General features: G+C 44.5%; 11 protein-coding genes. 3 read left to right on the forward strand and 8 right to left on the reverse strand.

The features are described 5' to 3' along the window. Nucleotides 1–2: 2 nt before the first annotated feature. From RJ60_RS02345 to RJ60_RS02355, 3 genes are read left to right on the forward strand one after another with little or no spacing between them, the layout of a single operon-like run. The gene (locus RJ60_RS02345) at nucleotides 3–722 is read left to right on the forward strand and encodes a PHP domain-containing protein (protein ID WP_099828767.1); all 720 of its coding nucleotides are present in this window, start codon (nucleotides 3–5) and stop codon (nucleotides 720–722) included. Beyond that, on the forward strand, nucleotides 713–1,276 hold the full coding sequence (locus tag RJ60_RS02350) for an ATP-binding protein (protein ID WP_099828768.1): 564 nt from the start codon (nucleotides 713–715) through the stop codon (nucleotides 1,274–1,276). The genes RJ60_RS02345 and RJ60_RS02350 overlap by 10 nt, the downstream gene beginning before the upstream one ends. Continuing rightward, complete coding sequence (locus RJ60_RS02355) at nucleotides 1,266–3,737, forward strand: outer membrane protein assembly factor (RefSeq protein ID WP_099828769.1); 2,472 nt, start codon at nucleotides 1,266–1,268, stop codon at nucleotides 3,735–3,737. Before RJ60_RS02350 ends, RJ60_RS02355 begins: the two co-directional genes overlap by 11 nt. A gap of 51 nt (nucleotides 3,738–3,788) precedes the next feature. On the opposite strand, the gene RJ60_RS02360 is transcribed toward RJ60_RS02355, so the two are convergent. The 8 genes from RJ60_RS02360 to RJ60_RS02395 all read right to left on the reverse strand — a co-directional run bounded on the left by RJ60_RS02360 (nucleotide 3,789) and on the right by RJ60_RS02395 (nucleotide 16,075). After that, on the reverse strand, nucleotides 3,789–4,751 hold the full coding sequence (locus RJ60_RS02360) for a histone deacetylase family protein (RefSeq protein ID WP_099828770.1): 963 nt from the start codon (nucleotides 4,749–4,751) through the stop codon (nucleotides 3,789–3,791). Further along, complete coding sequence (gene rpiB, locus RJ60_RS02365) at nucleotides 4,748–5,209, reverse strand: ribose 5-phosphate isomerase B (protein ID WP_099828771.1); 462 nt, start codon at nucleotides 5,207–5,209, stop codon at nucleotides 4,748–4,750. Before rpiB ends, RJ60_RS02360 begins: the two co-directional genes overlap by 4 nt. Before the next feature lie 26 nt (nucleotides 5,210–5,235). Then, complete coding sequence (gene lexA / locus RJ60_RS02370) at nucleotides 5,236–5,862, reverse strand: transcriptional repressor LexA (protein ID WP_099828772.1); 627 nt, start codon at nucleotides 5,860–5,862, stop codon at nucleotides 5,236–5,238. A 31-nt stretch (nucleotides 5,863–5,893) separates the two neighbouring features. Then, nucleotides 5,894–8,320 carry a DNA gyrase subunit A gene (gyrA, locus tag RJ60_RS02375; protein WP_099828773.1) on the reverse strand — a complete coding sequence of 809 codons (2,427 nt, stop codon included), beginning with the start codon at nucleotides 8,318–8,320 and terminating at the stop codon, nucleotides 5,894–5,896. A gap of 22 nt (nucleotides 8,321–8,342) precedes the next feature. Beyond that, entirely contained in the window at nucleotides 8,343–10,250 is a 1,908-nt protein-coding gene (gene metG / locus RJ60_RS02380) for a methionine--tRNA ligase (RefSeq protein ID WP_099828774.1), read from the reverse strand. Between the two features lie 60 nt (nucleotides 10,251–10,310). After that, nucleotides 10,311–13,085, reverse strand: coding sequence for an O-antigen ligase family protein (locus RJ60_RS02385; RefSeq protein ID WP_099828775.1), 2,775 nt, complete (start codon nucleotides 13,083–13,085; stop codon nucleotides 10,311–10,313). Between the two features lie 102 nt (nucleotides 13,086–13,187). Next, nucleotides 13,188–15,398, reverse strand: a complete 2,211-nt coding sequence (locus tag RJ60_RS02390; protein WP_099828776.1) for a polysaccharide biosynthesis tyrosine autokinase — start codon at nucleotides 15,396–15,398, stop codon at nucleotides 13,188–13,190. A 14-nt stretch (nucleotides 15,399–15,412) separates the two neighbouring features. Then, nucleotides 15,413–16,075, reverse strand: coding sequence for a CpsB/CapC family capsule biosynthesis tyrosine phosphatase (locus RJ60_RS02395; RefSeq protein WP_099828777.1), 663 nt, complete (start codon nucleotides 16,073–16,075; stop codon nucleotides 15,413–15,415). Between the last annotated feature and the right edge of the window lie 6 nt (nucleotides 16,076–16,081).

The following is a 16,081-nucleotide window of genomic DNA, read 5'->3' on the forward strand; positions in this document are numbered from 1 at the left end:
TTTTGCAGTTTCTTTGCGACTTTCACATTCATAGCTGTCTCTCTCCATGTGCCGAAATTACAATGACGCCAGGCGAGATTGCAAAAGTATGTGTATCAAGAGGGATCGATTGGATTGCTATTACGGATCATAACAGTGCGGGTAACGTTAGAGTTTTCAGCAGTGTTCTTCAAGAAGTGGGGGTTTCCGTGATCCCCGGCATAGAAGTACACACACTTGAGGATGTTCACGTATTAGCGTATTTTCCAGATGTTTCGTCAGCAGAAGGGTATTCTGCATTTCTTAAGAGAGAGAAGCTTCCGATAGTTACGATAGACCCTGAGATATCTGGTTATCAGTTGTTGGTGGATGAGAATGATTCTTTTGTAGGTATGGAGGAAATCTGGCTTGGACAGCCAGCTTCTCTGAGCATTTCTGAGACTCTTAAGACTGTAGAAGAGAATGGTGGGATTTCGGTAATGGCTCATATTGATAGGAAAATGGGTCTCATTGTGCAGCTCGGACTTGTACCAGAAGAATGTATAGAAGTGCCCATGGAGATTTCTTTTGAAAGGACTCTGAAGCGGGGGCTGCAGACGAAAAACATTATACATTCAAGTGATGCACATAGTTTAGACCTGATCAAGCCCACAGTGGCAATTTCGGCCAGCACAAGAAGCTTCGAGGAGTTCAAAACTGCGATTTTTTCCTCAGGAAGGGCGTTGAGTATAATATGGGACTGAGAACAATCTGCGACCACATACTGGATATTGCTCAGAACTCAGTAGATTCTGGAACAAAAACAGCGAAGTTAACGATCGAAGAAAGGAAGGAAGAGACTCTCTTTTTCTCGGTTGTGGACTGGGGTAAGGGCATTAATGCTCAATCTTTGGAAGCAGTCATGGATCCTTTCTATACGGAAAAGAAAAAGAAAGTCAATTTCGGATTAGGCTTGCCGATGCTGAAGTTTGCAGCTGAATCTACGGGAGGCAACTTCGAAATTCGTTCAGAGCCTGGGATTGGTACAGAGGTTAGCGCACTGTTCATTCTTTCAAGTGTCGACTGTCAGCCTGTAGGTGATGTCCCATCGACTCTATTTGCTGTGATTACTATGAAAGACAATGTAGACTGGACAATAGAGAGAGTTCTAGATGAAGATGGTTATTCTTTCTCCTCGGCTCAATTCAGAGAAGTTCTGGGGAACGACTGTTTCGTTTTTCCAGTCAAAATGAAGATGATTCTTGAAATTCTTCAGGAGGCAGAAATTTCACTGGGAGGTTTATCGGATGTCCATTAGAAGATTATCGATTATTCTTAGTCTGCTTTTGCTATGTGGGTTTGGTTTGGCAAGCATCGTTCCGTCAAGGATCGCTGTTCTTGACAACAGAGTGATCTCAGACAACGAAGTTCTAGAGATTCTGAACATTCAGCGTGGAAAGGAAATAAGCGGTTCTGAACTAGAAGAGGCGATAGAGAGAGTGAAGAACAGTGGTTACTTTTCCGATGTGTATCACAGCTTTGATGAAGCATCCAGACTTCTGACAGTTCAGGTCAAAGAGTACCCTGTTGTAGAGGTTTCAGTTGTTTTCGACGGTCCGAAAATCGTTGAAACATCTCTACTCGAAGCTGCTTCAGTTATCAAGAGTGGCAAACCTATGAATCCTTCAAGGTTGATGTATGATATTCCCTTAACCCTAGAAGCAATAGAGAGCAAACTGGCTGAAAGCGGTTATATAGAACCGTTTGTACGGGTAGAGTGGGAGACCGATAAAGACAGAGCCGACGTTTTTTCAGGCAATGTTACTGATAAGGTGAAGGTCACTTTTACAGTTAAAATCTCTTTCCTGTGGGAGCTTTCGATCGATGCTCCAATATCGGATGAAGCTAAATCCTATCTCCTTAGTAGATTGGAGATAGATTATTTGAAAAAGTATTACGATACTTCGATCCTGATTAGATGGGTCAATTCTAAGAAAAAGTATGTTCCAAGAGTCGAAGACATTAACAGAGTCGTTCAGACGATTTACTCCACTTATTATGCTAATTCAAACGGACAGTGGGGATTCGATGACAGAACTTATCAGGCGATGATCGTGACACTGAATAACGCCCTGAAAAGCGTGAGACAGGTGACGCTTCCCGATGAAGTTAGGGAAAGCAGCGCATTATCAATGAGTATCACTTTCACGCCGATAGAGTATGTAAAATCGGGATTCGAATTAAGAAGTGTCTTTATTGAGGGGAACGTTAACTTGCAGAAAGGAGAAATCCTTAGACAGACCGGTCTTGCTGAAGGTCAGAAGGTTGACAATGAGATTGCGGCAAAGGCAATTCAGGCAGTTCAAGACTTATATACCGATAGGGGTTATCCCTTTATGAGAATTGAGCCGGTAATTGATGAAAAAATCGGCTTCTTCAGTCTGAAGATAACTGAGCCCTTAGTGAGAGACGTAACAGTTGAATTTGATGGTCCAAAGAAGACTCAGGATTATCTCATCAATGACAAAATCGTCATTGAGAAGGGTAAGGTTTTGTCCTTGGATGAGCTTAGAAACACATATGCCTTCTTAAACAACACAGGTTACTTCTCGAAAGTGGATATTGCTCCTGTTCCTGTAGGTAGCGATGCATTGGATGTGAAGATCACGCTTACGGAAACCGATAAAAACAACAGGATTGGTGGCGGCGGAGGATGGCAGAATGGTCTGAATCTTTATCTTGATCTGGGACTGCTCAATGTGTGGGGTTATGGTCAGAATATCTCAACTACGCTCAGTGTTACCCTTCCAATGCCCAACAACAAAGAAGTTGTTTTGACTGAAGGAGCCACGGAAACAACAACGAGAAGACCGGCCTTTGATGCCACTATAGGCTATTCGATTCCCAAGATCGGTGGTTCCAGGCTTGATTTGGACACGGCCTTCAGACTGAAATTTACTGGATTTACGACAACAATCGATTCCACCGATACCATAGTAACCAAAGCTTCTCAGGATACAGAGTTCATGCTCTCATTTACTCCAAGTTACAAGCTGTCACCCGGACAAAAAATTGGGTTTACTGCGGGGTATGAGTATATTATGTCAGAGAGCAAGGTTTCTACAGAGACTAAGCCTGCGACTGGCGACGATACTGGGAGCGTCTCCGAAAGCTTTGACGGGCTGTTTACTGGGATAAGTTATCAGCTCTCTACCCGAGATGACATCCTAAGGCCGACAATGGGAAGTGAGTATCTTGCCGGCCTCACTGCTAGAGGTATCCTTGGGAAGGACGACAAACTGTTCCTTTCGGGATATGCAGAGTACAAGAATTTCATGTCAATAGGAGATCCAGTTCTTGGCTTCAGGATAAGAACGCAGCAGCTTTTCCCGCTCTCTTCTAACGGTGTCTTCAGAAACTATCTGTTTAGCCCGGACTCTCTCATTAGGGTAAGGGGTTCTCAGAGTATCGGTCAGAATTCCTACGGTGTAACTGTCGGTTCTGCCCAGCTGAGATATCCGTTGACACCGGAAACATCGTCAATACCTGTTGACATAGTTGGGTTCGGTGACTTGCTTTTCTATCGGAACAGTTCGGGCGGGGACATAATCGGAGGAAACTTTCTTGCTGATTTTGGTCTTTGCATAGATATATCAATTCCAATGATTGGGTTGGTTCGTCTTGGTTACGGATACAACACGAGCCTTGCTGAACAGAATTCCATGTATGGCAAGCCGTATTATGGAACTCCCTTCTTTGGTTTTGGGCCTGCATTCTAAGAAGATAAAGAAAGCGCGGCTTAGTCGCGCTTTCTTTATTGGTGAGTTGAGTTAAACTACTGCAGTCAAAAAGTTAAGCACAGATTCTGAGTTCGCAACAGGGTTGTAGCCACCCTCCTGTACAATAAGCTTTTGAACATCAACTTCCTGTATGAGTTTCCCCATCATTGAGAAGTCCTCATTGTTCAGGCTGAAATGGCCTATCCCGTCGTTTTTGTGGCTGTCAATTCCAAGAGAAATTATAAGCAAGTCAGGGGAAAAATCATCGATTTCCTGAAGTGCTTTCGAAAGAGTTCGCATGTATTCAGGTCCCTCTGTGCCACCCGGAAGAGGGAAATTCATGTTGAAACCTTCGCCCGAATCGGAACCAATCTCCCAAGAGTTGCCGCTTATCCAGGGGTAGAATATCTTTGGATCGCCATGAATGGAGACATAGAATACCGTGTCGTCGTAGTAGAAGATCTCCTGAGTTCCGTTTCCATGATGGAAATCGACGTCAAGAATTGCGACGAAGCCTCTAGTGTGTTTTTGGTAGTATCGCGCGGCAATTGCTGCATTGTTGAAGTAGCAGTATCCTCCACCAGTCGATATACCGGCATGATGTCCTGGGGGTCGGCAAAGAGCATAGGAAACACTTTCACTGTCGAGGATTGAATCGACGGCGTTTAAGGCTGTGGAAACGGCAGCAAGCCCTCCAACATAGCAACCCGAGGTGACCGGCGTGCCAGTATCGAAGAGTTTGTCATATCCAAAGACCTCGGGGAAGTACTCTCTGTCTCTTGATACTGAGAGACTCTTTTCTCTTAACCATTCAACGTACTCTGGTGTATGCACCTGATAAAGATGAGAACAGTGGTAATCTCTTGGTTCCCTAATACGAAAGCCCGCGGTCTCCAGCGTGCTGCGAATTGCCTCTATCCTTTCAGGTTTGTCCGGATTTTCGATCCAAAGGCCGTCTTCCAATTCTTTCATAGGTAGATGAAAGAGATGTCTTCTGTCATAGTAAGTTATCAATTTCCATTCACCCTGTCCCCGGAAGGTCCAGTCTCAAGCTTGTTCACTCTGACCTGGTGACGTCCACCCTCTTCAGATGAAGCGAGAAAAGCTTCCACTATCCAACCGGCTAGCTCGCTACCTATCAACCTTCCACCCAGCACGAGAACGTTAGCATGGTTGTGCCTTCTGGCAAGTGCGGCCATTTCCGGAAATAGGCAAAGAGCAGCGCGAACACCCCGATGCTTGTTTGCGGCAATCGACATGCCAATTCCAGTCCCACATAGTAAAACACCGAAGTCGGAGTCTCCGCTCGTTACCGACTTACATACCTTATCGGCATAGTCTGGATAATCAACAGATCGTTCACCAGATTCAGGACCGAAGTCGACCACTGAATGACCCTTTTCTCTGATGTAGTTTACAACGAAATCTTTGAGCTGATAGGCAGCGTGATCAGAAGCAACTGCGATTTTCATGTCCATACTCCTTAGAAATGGCTTTGCTATTTGTACCAGCGGAGTACACCGGAAAGCCGTCCCTGGATTTTCACCCTGTTTGCTTCAACGACAATTGGAAGCATCTCCGGGTTTGAAGGCACCAGCCTAATCTTAGGTCCCTCGTTCTCATATCTCTTAAGGGTAGCATACTCGTCGTCTATTAGGGCCACAACAATATCACCGTTATTAGCCCATTCCTGTTTTCTAATAATAACAAAGTCACCGCTCATGATATGAGAGTCAATCATGCTGTTCCCGGTTACTTTCAGCATGTAGTATTCAAAACCTCTTCTTATCATCCACAAAGGAACAGGAATCTTCTCTTCCTCAGTCTGGACAGCTTGGACAGCCTCACCCGCTGCTACGTTACCAATAACAGGGAGCATGACAACATCTTCGCCAGGTTCAAGCGATGAGCCGTCAGGACTCTTCAAGACTCTTATTCCGCGAGAAACGCCGGTTCTTTCAATGTAACCCTTCTTCTCAAGTGACTCAAGATGCTTTGCCACTCCCCTTGGAGAAGATATTTCAAAGTCTCTGCAGATATCTCTTATGCTAGGCGGGTAACCATAGAGCTTAATGAAATTCTCAATGTACTCCAGAATCTTCTTTTGTTTCTCGGTCAGAGTCAATTCATTACACCCCCTATTCTTGGCTGGGTTATTAATCAACGACAACTGCCATCGTAGCGACGGTATCGTTTTCTTTTAGGTCCACTATCCTAACTCCCTTGGTTATTCTTCCGGTCGGTCTAACTTGTGAGATAGGAATTCTTATTGACATGCCCAACTTGGTCGCAAGAATAATCTCGTCTTCGTCGGTCACGACGAGAGTTCCGACAACAGGACCGATCTTCTCGAGTCCGTAGATGTTCTTTACACCCATGCCTCCCCGATTCTGGCATCTATACTCGGAAATGCAGGTTCTCTTTCCTCCTCCCTTTTCTGTAGTTGTCAGGAGGAATCTTTTGTCGTCAGCAGAAACGATGCTGGCTCCAACGACCTCGTCATTCTTCTTCAGTCTTATGCCCATAACTCCTGCTGCTCCTCTTCCCATTGCACGTACCTGTACAAGCGGAAATCTAGTTACCATACCGTTCCTTGTTGAAATAATAATGGTATCATCTTCCCTTGATGCAAGTGAAGCATCTATCACCCTATCGTTCTCGTTCAAACCGATTGCCCTAATTCCGGATACCCTCACATTCAGGAAGGCCTCGAATACCGTCTTCTTGATCTTGCCAGATCTAGTGGTAATAACCAGATGCTTTCCTTGAACCTCTTCCTTTCTCGTTGAAAGGACTGCCTGTACGTTCTCATCGGGATCGATCTTGATGTAGTTGGCGAGAAGCTTTCCCTTTGAGTCTCTAGAAGAGTGATCGATGATGTGGTTGCTAAGTACGTATGCTTTTCCCTTTGATGTGATGATAACTGTCTTGCTAAGCCTGGTTGTTGTAAGAATGTTGACAACGAAATCCTCTTCGCCCGTTCTTACTCCGATGACGCCTTTGCCGCCACGCCCTTGCTTTCTGTAACTTTCAAGAGGTGTAGATTTTATGTACCCCTTCTTTGTTACCATCAAGACGATCTCTTCATCCGGAATCATGTCTTCGATGTCAAAATCCCTTCCATTGCCCAAATCAATCCTTGTGCGTCTAGCATCTCCGTACTTGGTCTTTATTTCATCGAGCTCCTTAACAATGATCTCATAGACCTTTTCATCACTTCCTAGAATCAATCTGTACTCGTTGATCTTGGCTACCAAATCCCTGTACTCACTGAGAAGCTTCTCGATTTCCATTCCTGTAAGCTTGCCCATTCGCATGTCTAGAATCGCGGCGCTTTGCTCCTCAGTTACTTCAAGTGTTTCCATCAGATTCCTGGATGCCTCTTCCGTATTAGCCGAATTCCTTATTATGTCTACAACTGTATCAATAGATCTTGTCGCCTTCGTCAGCCCCTCGACAATGTGAGCTCTTCTGGATGCTTGCTCAAGATCGTATTCAGTCTTTGCTCTAATTACATTGAACCGGTGAAAAAGAAAGCCCTGAAGTATTTGCTTAAGATTCATTACTCTTGGGCGCTTCTTCTCGTCGATAACCAGCATGTTCACGCTAAAGGTTGTTTGAAGCTGTGTATGCTTGAAAAGAAGATTAAGGACTACGTTAGGATCGGCACCGCGTTTCAGTTCAATAACTACCCTGAGCCCTTTTTGATCGGACTCATCCCTTATGTTTCTTATCTGAAGGTCGCGGTGGTTCTGAGTTGCGCTAACTATCTGCTGAATTAGATCTGCCTTCGATATGTTGTAAGGTATCTCATGGACAACTATTTGAGGACTTCCACCTGACTCTTCAATCTCGGCAATAGCTCTAATGGTGATTCTTCCTTTCCCTTCCTCATATATTGAAGGGATGGATCCTGCATCCATTATCATTCCGCCAGTAGGAAAATCCGGTCCCTTCACGAATTTCAAGAGATCGGAAACCGTACAATCTGGATCCTTGATCAGCAGATTTAGGGAATCAACTATTTCGATTAGGTTGTGTGGTGGTATGCTCGTCATCATTCCCACGGCAATTCCAGAAGTGCCATTCAGGAGTAGGTTTGGGATTTTAGTAGGAAGCACATCAGGTTCTGAAAGAGACCCATCAAAATTCGGCATCATCGGTACGGTGCTCTTATCGATGTCCTGAAGCAATTCTTCTGCAAGAGTCTGCATTCGTGCTTCGGTATACCTCATGGCAGCGGGAGGATCTCTATCGACTGATCCGAAGTTGCCCTGCCCTTCGACAAGAGGATAACGCATAGAGAATGGTTGAGCCATTCTCACTAGAGCGTCGTAAATGGCAGCATCGCCGTGGGGATGGAACTTTCCCATGACTTCTCCGACTATACGGGCGCTTTTCTTGAAACTTTGATTATGACGAAGACCCAATTCCGACATCCCGAAAAGAATCCTTCTCTGAACAGGTTTCAGACCATCGCGCAGATCCGGGATCGCTCTCCCTACTATAACGCTCATAGAGTAGAGCATGTATGAATTAATCAGTTCATCATCAATATTCTTGTGGATAATTTCTTCAGGCAAAGACGTATTCCTCCTCTACTTGTCACGAAACTTTGGCGCCTGGAAGCAGATCCTTATGAACAGTTAGCAGTGAAAGCGCATTTCCTATCTTTGCGGCAAGAAGCATCCCGTTTGACTCAATCCCCATCAGTTTTGCAGGTTGAAGATTAGCGACCACCACCACCTTCAGACCGACCAATTCTTCCGGGCTGTAGAATTGAGCGATTCCAGCTACGACCTGCCGCTTGCCAAGTTCACCTAGATCGAGCTGCAACTTGACAAGTTTCTTGGATTTCGGAACGTTCTCCGCCTCAATTACAGCCGCCACCCTAAGTTCAACCCTGGTGAATTCGTCGATTGCTATCAGAACGTTATTTTCTGTTTCAGGCTTAGTATCCTGACCGTTCAAGTCTGTCACCTTCTTATGTTTTTCTATGTCAATTCTCGGAAAAATCGGTTCACCGTGACTGACTCTACTTCCAAAAAGCGGATCGGCCCAGTCAAGGTCTTGAAGAGTCATTCTCGACTCAATACCTAATCGCTTTCGAATCTCCTTTGCAGTATTGAACATAACCGGTTCAATCATTAACGACACATTTCCAAGAACACAGACAAGATTGTGCAGGACAGTGTCTAGTCTCGTTTTCTTTTCGTTGTCTTTCCCGAGCTTCCATGGCTCAGTCAGATCGATGTATTTGTTACCATATCTTATGAGTTCCCAGACGCTTTCAAGTGCCTGTGTGAACCTGAGTCTATCCATTGAGTCCACATATGTGGAAAAGGTGCTTTCCAAAAGCTCTTTAAGGGACTCATCAACCATCTCTTCTACGCCTCTTTCAGGAACAACTCCGTCATTGAACTTCTGAATCATCACGACTGTTCTATGCAGAAGATTACCCAGATCGTTTGCAAGATCTGCGTTGATTCTGCCAATAAGGTTGTCTTCGGAAAAGTCGCCATCGCGACCAAACTGGATATCCCTTAGGAGGTAGTATCTCAGAGCGTCGTTACCGTAAACCTTGACAAAGCTCATCGGACTTATCGCGTTTCCCAATGACTTGGAGATCTTCTGACCATTAATTGTTAGCCATCCGTGGGCATAAACCTGCTTAGGCAAAGAGATTCCAGCAGACATAAGCATAGCTGGCCAAATAATTGAGTGAAAACGATTTATCTCCTTTCCAATCAGATGCACATCGGCGGGCCAATACCGTTCAAAGGAGTCGTGATCATTCGGGAACCCGATTGCACTCAAGTAGTTTATCAGCGCGTCCACCCAAACATAAATCACGTGTTCTGGATCGTCAGGCATCGGTACCCCCCAATTGAAAGACGTTCTCGTTATACTTAAATCCTTCAGCCCGGATTCGAGAATTTTCAGCATTTCATTTCTTCTAAAATACGGTTGGACAAATTCAGGGTTCTCTTTGTAGAGTTTGAGAAGAGGATCATTGTACTTAGAAAGTCTAAAAAAGTAGTTCTCTTCACTCACCCATTTCACTTCGCGACCACATTCTGGGCAAGTCTTTCCTTCCTTCAGATCTTCCTCATTCCAGAAAGTTTCATCTGGTATGCAGTACCACCCTTCATATCTTCCCTTATATATATCACCGTTTTCCTTTAGTCGTGAAACGAATTCCTGCACGGCTCTCATGTGATTCTCATCAGTAGTTCTCACGAACCCATCGTTCGTCAATTCAAGATCTTTCCAGAGCTTTATAAATTTGGCGGCCATTATATTGCAGTATTCCTGAGCATTGATATTTCTCGTTAGCGCTTCATTCAAGACCTTTTGACCGTGCTCATCGGTGCCAGTGAGGAAGAATACTTCATAGCCGGAGAGTCTCCTATATCTGGCAATTACATCTGCAATTATTGTAGTATAGGCAGAGCCAATGTGAGGCTCACTATTTATGTAGTATATTGGCGTGGTAACATAGAACTTCTTCAAAGGACACCTCCAGAAGTATTATATCATTTACCTAGCTAAATGTATACCAGGGAAAATCACTCAAAGCGTTTCGAAGAGCGAGATTAAGCTTTGTATCTGATCAACGGTTTTCTCTGGAAGATTGGGCGTCTTCTCAATCAGATCCCTATTTAGATTGACCACTCTTTCGTAAATATTTTTCAGATTTTGCTCGAAGTTACTTAATTCTTCTCCAGAAAGATTTGATCTGCCCCACTGTACTGCGAATTGCAGTGTTTCGTCTGGAGTTGCCGGTCCCATGTTCTCACAGGCCCATACGTGTTTCCGGACAACCTCAAGTATCTTCAGTTTCTGTGCATCTATAGAATCAACAATCGAGGGTATTGAGTTCAAGTATTCAATGTAGATGTCCTCCCAGTCCGGGTATCTGTTCCATGTGCCGGGAAGAAGAGTGATCGCAAGATCAAACCAGTAAGTTGCTCGAATACCACTTTCGTATACCAGATCTATGATTATCTGCCTGAACTCTCCGCTTTCTCCGAAGGCAGAGACCACAGTGCTTTCTCTAGAATTGATGAAGTTGAAGTACTTCTTGAGTTCGCTATTCAAGCTTGTGTATAGGCGGCCAAGAATCCTTGGCGTCTGGCGCTCGCTGAACAGTATAACAGATGATTCATAGTAGTCGGCAGCATCGAGTATCATCTGAATCTGTGTAATGAAGTAAAGCTGTAAGCCCGACACAAGTTCAGGATTGTCGAAAACCGAAGCGTGCTTCTGGAAGAACTCAGCGAACGGAAGAGTTCTAATGCTTGTTCTATGAACCGGAATTATTTCGGGATCTCCCTTGAACTCAAGTATTATGTCAGAGGAATACTCATCCTTCCCTGTTAGAATCGATTTCATGAGCTCCGGGTTGTCTCTCACTGTCTCAAGTCGCTGTGCCTTTGTCCCCAGGCCTGCAATATACCATAAGGGTTTGCCAAATACGGGATACAGTCTATTTGAAAGTTTGAAATCGTCTAATGCCTTATCATAGAACTCCCCCGCCTTGGAAATATAGAAGTTGTACTGGTTTATTCGATTGTTTATCTCATCCAATAGTTTTCTGATCTCGCTCTGTCTCTCTTTTTCAGCTAGCTCAAGAAGATCGATTTGATTGGCGCCAGGATACTTCGATCGGATCTCGCTTCCCTTCACATTCATATAACTCGCGACATCTTGCAGGTGAGCGTAGTTGCCAGAGAAAGTGCTGATCTCATTCTTGATTTGCTGAAGAGCACTTAGATTGATGTTCTGTGCTTGATTATAGTAAGCAAGATAATACTGCTGGTTAGTTTGTCCAATCCTGAAGAAGCCCTCTCCAAGAAACGCCGACGTCTTCAGGAAGATCAGTACGGCGGCTATAGCGAACAAGGCCACCACAGCAGGAACTCTTGGAAGCTTTCTTTCCTTAAGATCTGGATTGAAGTACTTTCCAACGGCGATAGATCCCAAAAAGATGGCCAGCATAAGATTTGGCTGCATATGGAGAGGAAATTCAAAGAAACTGTGAACTGCCAGGGAAAATATTCCCGCTCCCAGGGAGCCATAAAGCAGCAGATCCCTCTTATTGTCTATTCTGAACAAGTTTTTTACGTACCTGAAGACCAGTAGGCCGACCATCAATACAATGAAGAGGAGGCCGATGATTCCCATCTCTCCCAGACCCTGGATGTAGTCGTTGTGAGTCCTCTTGAAATTATTCCATACAGGCATGAAGTCAGGACTATGGTTAAGTACCTGAGGACTGTATAAGAGATGATACAGCTGAAACGTTCCGATTCCACTCCCGAAAGGGATTCTCAGCTTATTGTTATCATCGAGCCACTGGAAAAGCGAGTTGTACCATGCTGAGAACCTCTCTTTCCACGATCCAGAGGAAGTTAATACATATTCAAGTCTGGCAGTGATATTGATTTTTCCGTCGCCGGTCAGGGGAGATGGTGTGAGATAAAGATATGACAATACGGCTATGATTACTAGAGCCAAGAGAAGAAAGATGAGTGAGAGTCTTTTCAACTTCTTCTCTTCAGAGGTTTCCAGAGCTTCTGGCTTCTTTCCTTTCCTCAAGAAGAAGTACAATAGCAAGAATAGTAGATTGCCTATGAATATCGCAGTTATTACCGTTCTTGTCTGTGATACAAATACAGAGGCTACCATCGGAATCAAGAATACCAGCATGATTATCTTAAGGATAAGTTGACTTCTTGCACTCTTGAACAGAATCCCGAGTGGTCTTCTGGAGATCAGGAAATAGAAGATCATAGGAATTGTCATGCCCATGTAATCAGAGACGAAATTCGGGTTTCCAATAGTCGATCTAGCGGAGGCTCTTGCAAAAGGTTCTCCGACCTTGCCTAGAAAAATGTCAAATCCCAGGTAGAAGTTAAGGAGTGCATCAGCTGCGACAACGGCTGCTCCAATCAAGAAGAACAGCATAATTACTTCAATCTTCTCGACGGAGTCCCATTTGCTGGAAATATAGATCGCGGTGAAGGAAAGGAACACAACATAAAGAGCAATCTCCAAAGAGTACCTGAAGTACTGAGGATTGTCCATCGAAACCACAATCAACGAGAGTAAGGCAGCGATTCCGATTCCGAAAAAGGCCAGATGTACGTACCCAAATCGCATCAAAACCTCTCTCTTCCTAATAAACACAGAAAGGAAGATTACTGTGAATCCGACAACGTAGAAGAGATGTTTTCCGGTTGAAGGCTCGTGTGTGAATCCCTTGGTGACAAACAAAGGAATAAACAGAGTCAGAATCAGATAAACAATGGTTTCGAAGTCTATTAGTTGTTTCTTCTCCGTCATTGAGACCACCTCGAAAAATGAGATTAGAATTCTACAAAGAGATACCTTCTCAATATGTTGTCTTCATAGCTTGCCAAAAAGCAACGTTATTGCCTGAAACTTCTACTTGCTGGTTCTCTTCCTTCTCTTTTTTCTTTTTCCTTCTTCGTTGTAATAGTAATAGTAGTGGTAGTAATAGCTTGAATTCTTCTCATCTACTCCATTGACTATTACTCCAAGAATCTTCACTCCCACGGTCTTGAGATTCTCCACAACTATTCTCAAGCCATCCTTTATTGCCCTTCCGGGCCTAACAACTAGCACGATTCCGTCTAACTTGTTTCCCACCAAAGAAACGTCTGAAGTGACAACCGCCGGTGGCATATCTATCAGAACTCTGTCATATCTCTGCTTCAGTTCAGAAAGGAGAGTGTCGATCCTTTTCGACGAAAGGACTATTGTGGGATTTGGGGGAATGATTCCCACTCCTATGAAATCCATGTTTTCAGCGTAGTTCTCGACAACGTCATCAATTGAGGCAGTTCCCATTATCACATCCACCGCGCCCTTGGTTCTCTTGCCAGCTTTGAGTATCTTTTCGACCCTGGGGCGACGCAGATCAAGGTCCAGGAGGACTACTCTTTGACCGCTGTTTGCCATTGAATAGGCGATATTTGCAATTACGAAACTCTTTCCCTCAGTAGGGAGAACCGATGTAACTGCCACCGTCTTTCCCTCGCCCATCGTGAAAGAGAGATTGCTTGCTGCAAGCTTTATCGATTCTGAAGAAGGTGCCGTTGGGTTTTTCTCTACATACATTTCTTCGCTTGTTCCTTCGATACTCGGAATTCTTCCGATTATCGGCTGCCTACTGAAACGTTCTATCTCTTCCTCTGTCTTGAGAGTTTTGTCGAGGTACTCGGCAAGAAAGACCATTAGCATTCCAAGAAAGATCCCCAAAACGCCTCCAATGGCCAGAGATAGTTTCTTGTTGGGTTTCACCGGCGACTGAGGCACGGTCGCGGGGTCGACAATTGCAGCGTTTCCAACTACGGCAGCTTCACTGATCTTTGCCTCCTCAAGTCTCTCCAGAAGCAAGGTGTAGAGGCTCTCTTTAACTGCTATCTGCCTCTCAAGATCGAGCAGCTGTTGCTCCTTTGCCGGCAGGTTTCTCAGTTCAGATTGATACTGGTCCCTCAAAAGACCCACTGCCTGAATCGAAGCTTGAAGGATTTGAAATCCTGCTTCTGAACTGATGACGCCAGTTATTATCTGCTGGTACGCAGGATTCAAGGTCATGCCCTGGCCTGAGACTATGAACTCGTTTTGAATCTGTTCTGCTATCAAACTCTCAGTCTTCGAAATCTCTGTGATTTTCGATCTCACTCTAGGGTCAGTTTTTGGATACTGCTCCTCCAGCGAAGCAAGCTCAACTTGAAGAGTTGCAAGGCTCTGTCTTAGACTGGTAAGCACGGGGTTTACGGAAAAACTCTCAGATGTCTGAACCCAAAGTGCCTTTATGCTCTTTGAATCAATGCTGTCAAAATCGTCGAGCATACTCTGGTAAGTTTCGATTTCAGCTTTCTTCTCTTCAGCGGAGATCATCAGTTCGTTGTGCTGCTTGTCATAGTTGCTGAGCATTTGGAATAGTTGATCGGCATGCTTGTCGAGTACGTAGATGCCTGTTTCTTCTTTGAACTGCTTTATCTTATCGGTAGCCTCGTTCAGATCGCTCTCCAGAAGTGGGATCTGTGCCTCAATGAATTCACGTTTTCTTGTCAGGTCTCTTTTTGACAATTCTGCCAGTTTGGTATTGTAAACCTCGGCTAGAGTATTGGCGATATCCCTCGCAAGAACGGGGTCCTTGTTCTGAACTGAGACTCTGACAATCCTGGTATCCTTAACAGGTGAGACAGTTATCATTGATGAAATACTTCGCGTGAGTGAAGCTACTAGATCACGGTCCGAATAACCTTCCGATAGTAGCCGAGCCTTCGTATCTTCTGAATATACTCTGTCGACCAACCCGAGCACTTCGATTATCTCTTCGATGTTCGTCCTGCTCTTAATAAGTTCAACCTCGGTTGAGATATTCGATCCCGAGCTCCCTGTAAGGGAACTACTAAAGAGATCCCCCACAGATGATTGAGAGGTTGGATCGACTTTGATGGTGACGCTGGCTTCATAAATTGGCGTAGCGAAAATGAGATAAACGCCTGTGACAACAACTACCGCAAGTACAATAGAAATGAAGAGAACCATTCGCTTCTTAAACATTCTAAAAATGTCTTCAAGAGTTAGTTCCCTATAATCGCTGCCCTCGAACTCGCTCACGAAAGCACCTCCATCTAGAGATAGTAATCGTTCAAAAAAAGCCTATATCGATCATCGTGAAAATCTATTAAGAGTCTGTTGTCGCCAGACTTGTGTTTATCGCTTCCAATGATCTCGGCTATTCCTTCGTTGATAAGAACCCGAGTTCTGGGATTCTTGTCGAGACTGTTCCAGTTTACCTGAAAGAGAACTCCCATGTCTCTAAGCCTAAGTATATCGTCTGTAAGCTCTTGCTTGCCAAAAAACAACCCGCTTTTTCTGAAAAGGTATTCATAACGCTCAACATGAGCAAGTATTATTCTTAATCCCTTGACCTGCAGTTTTTCGATCACTTCAAACAGATAGTGAGGTCTTCGCTGCGTTGGAAGCTCCAATAGAACAGTGTTTGACCCACCCATAGTAATCAGATCGGCATCCAGTATCTCTGGTCTAAAGAATATCTCAGAGCCAAGCAAGACTTCAACTGAGTGAGAGTTCAGTTCAAAATGGTATTCGTTCCATCTCTTCACTATCCGTTCAGGATCGGAAGGACTCATCGGGGAAAAAAGGTGAGGTGTCAAGTAAAGTCTCTGAAGCCCCTTGAGCTTCATTTCTTCAAGGAGTGCCAGAGACTCCTCAATGCTATCAACACCGTCATCCACTCCAGGGAGCAGATGGCAGTGAGAGTCGATATTCAATGCAGA

This window comes from Mesotoga sp. B105.6.4 (assembly GCF_002896535.1).
Taxonomy (GTDB): domain Bacteria; phylum Thermotogota; class Thermotogae; order Petrotogales; family Kosmotogaceae; genus Mesotoga.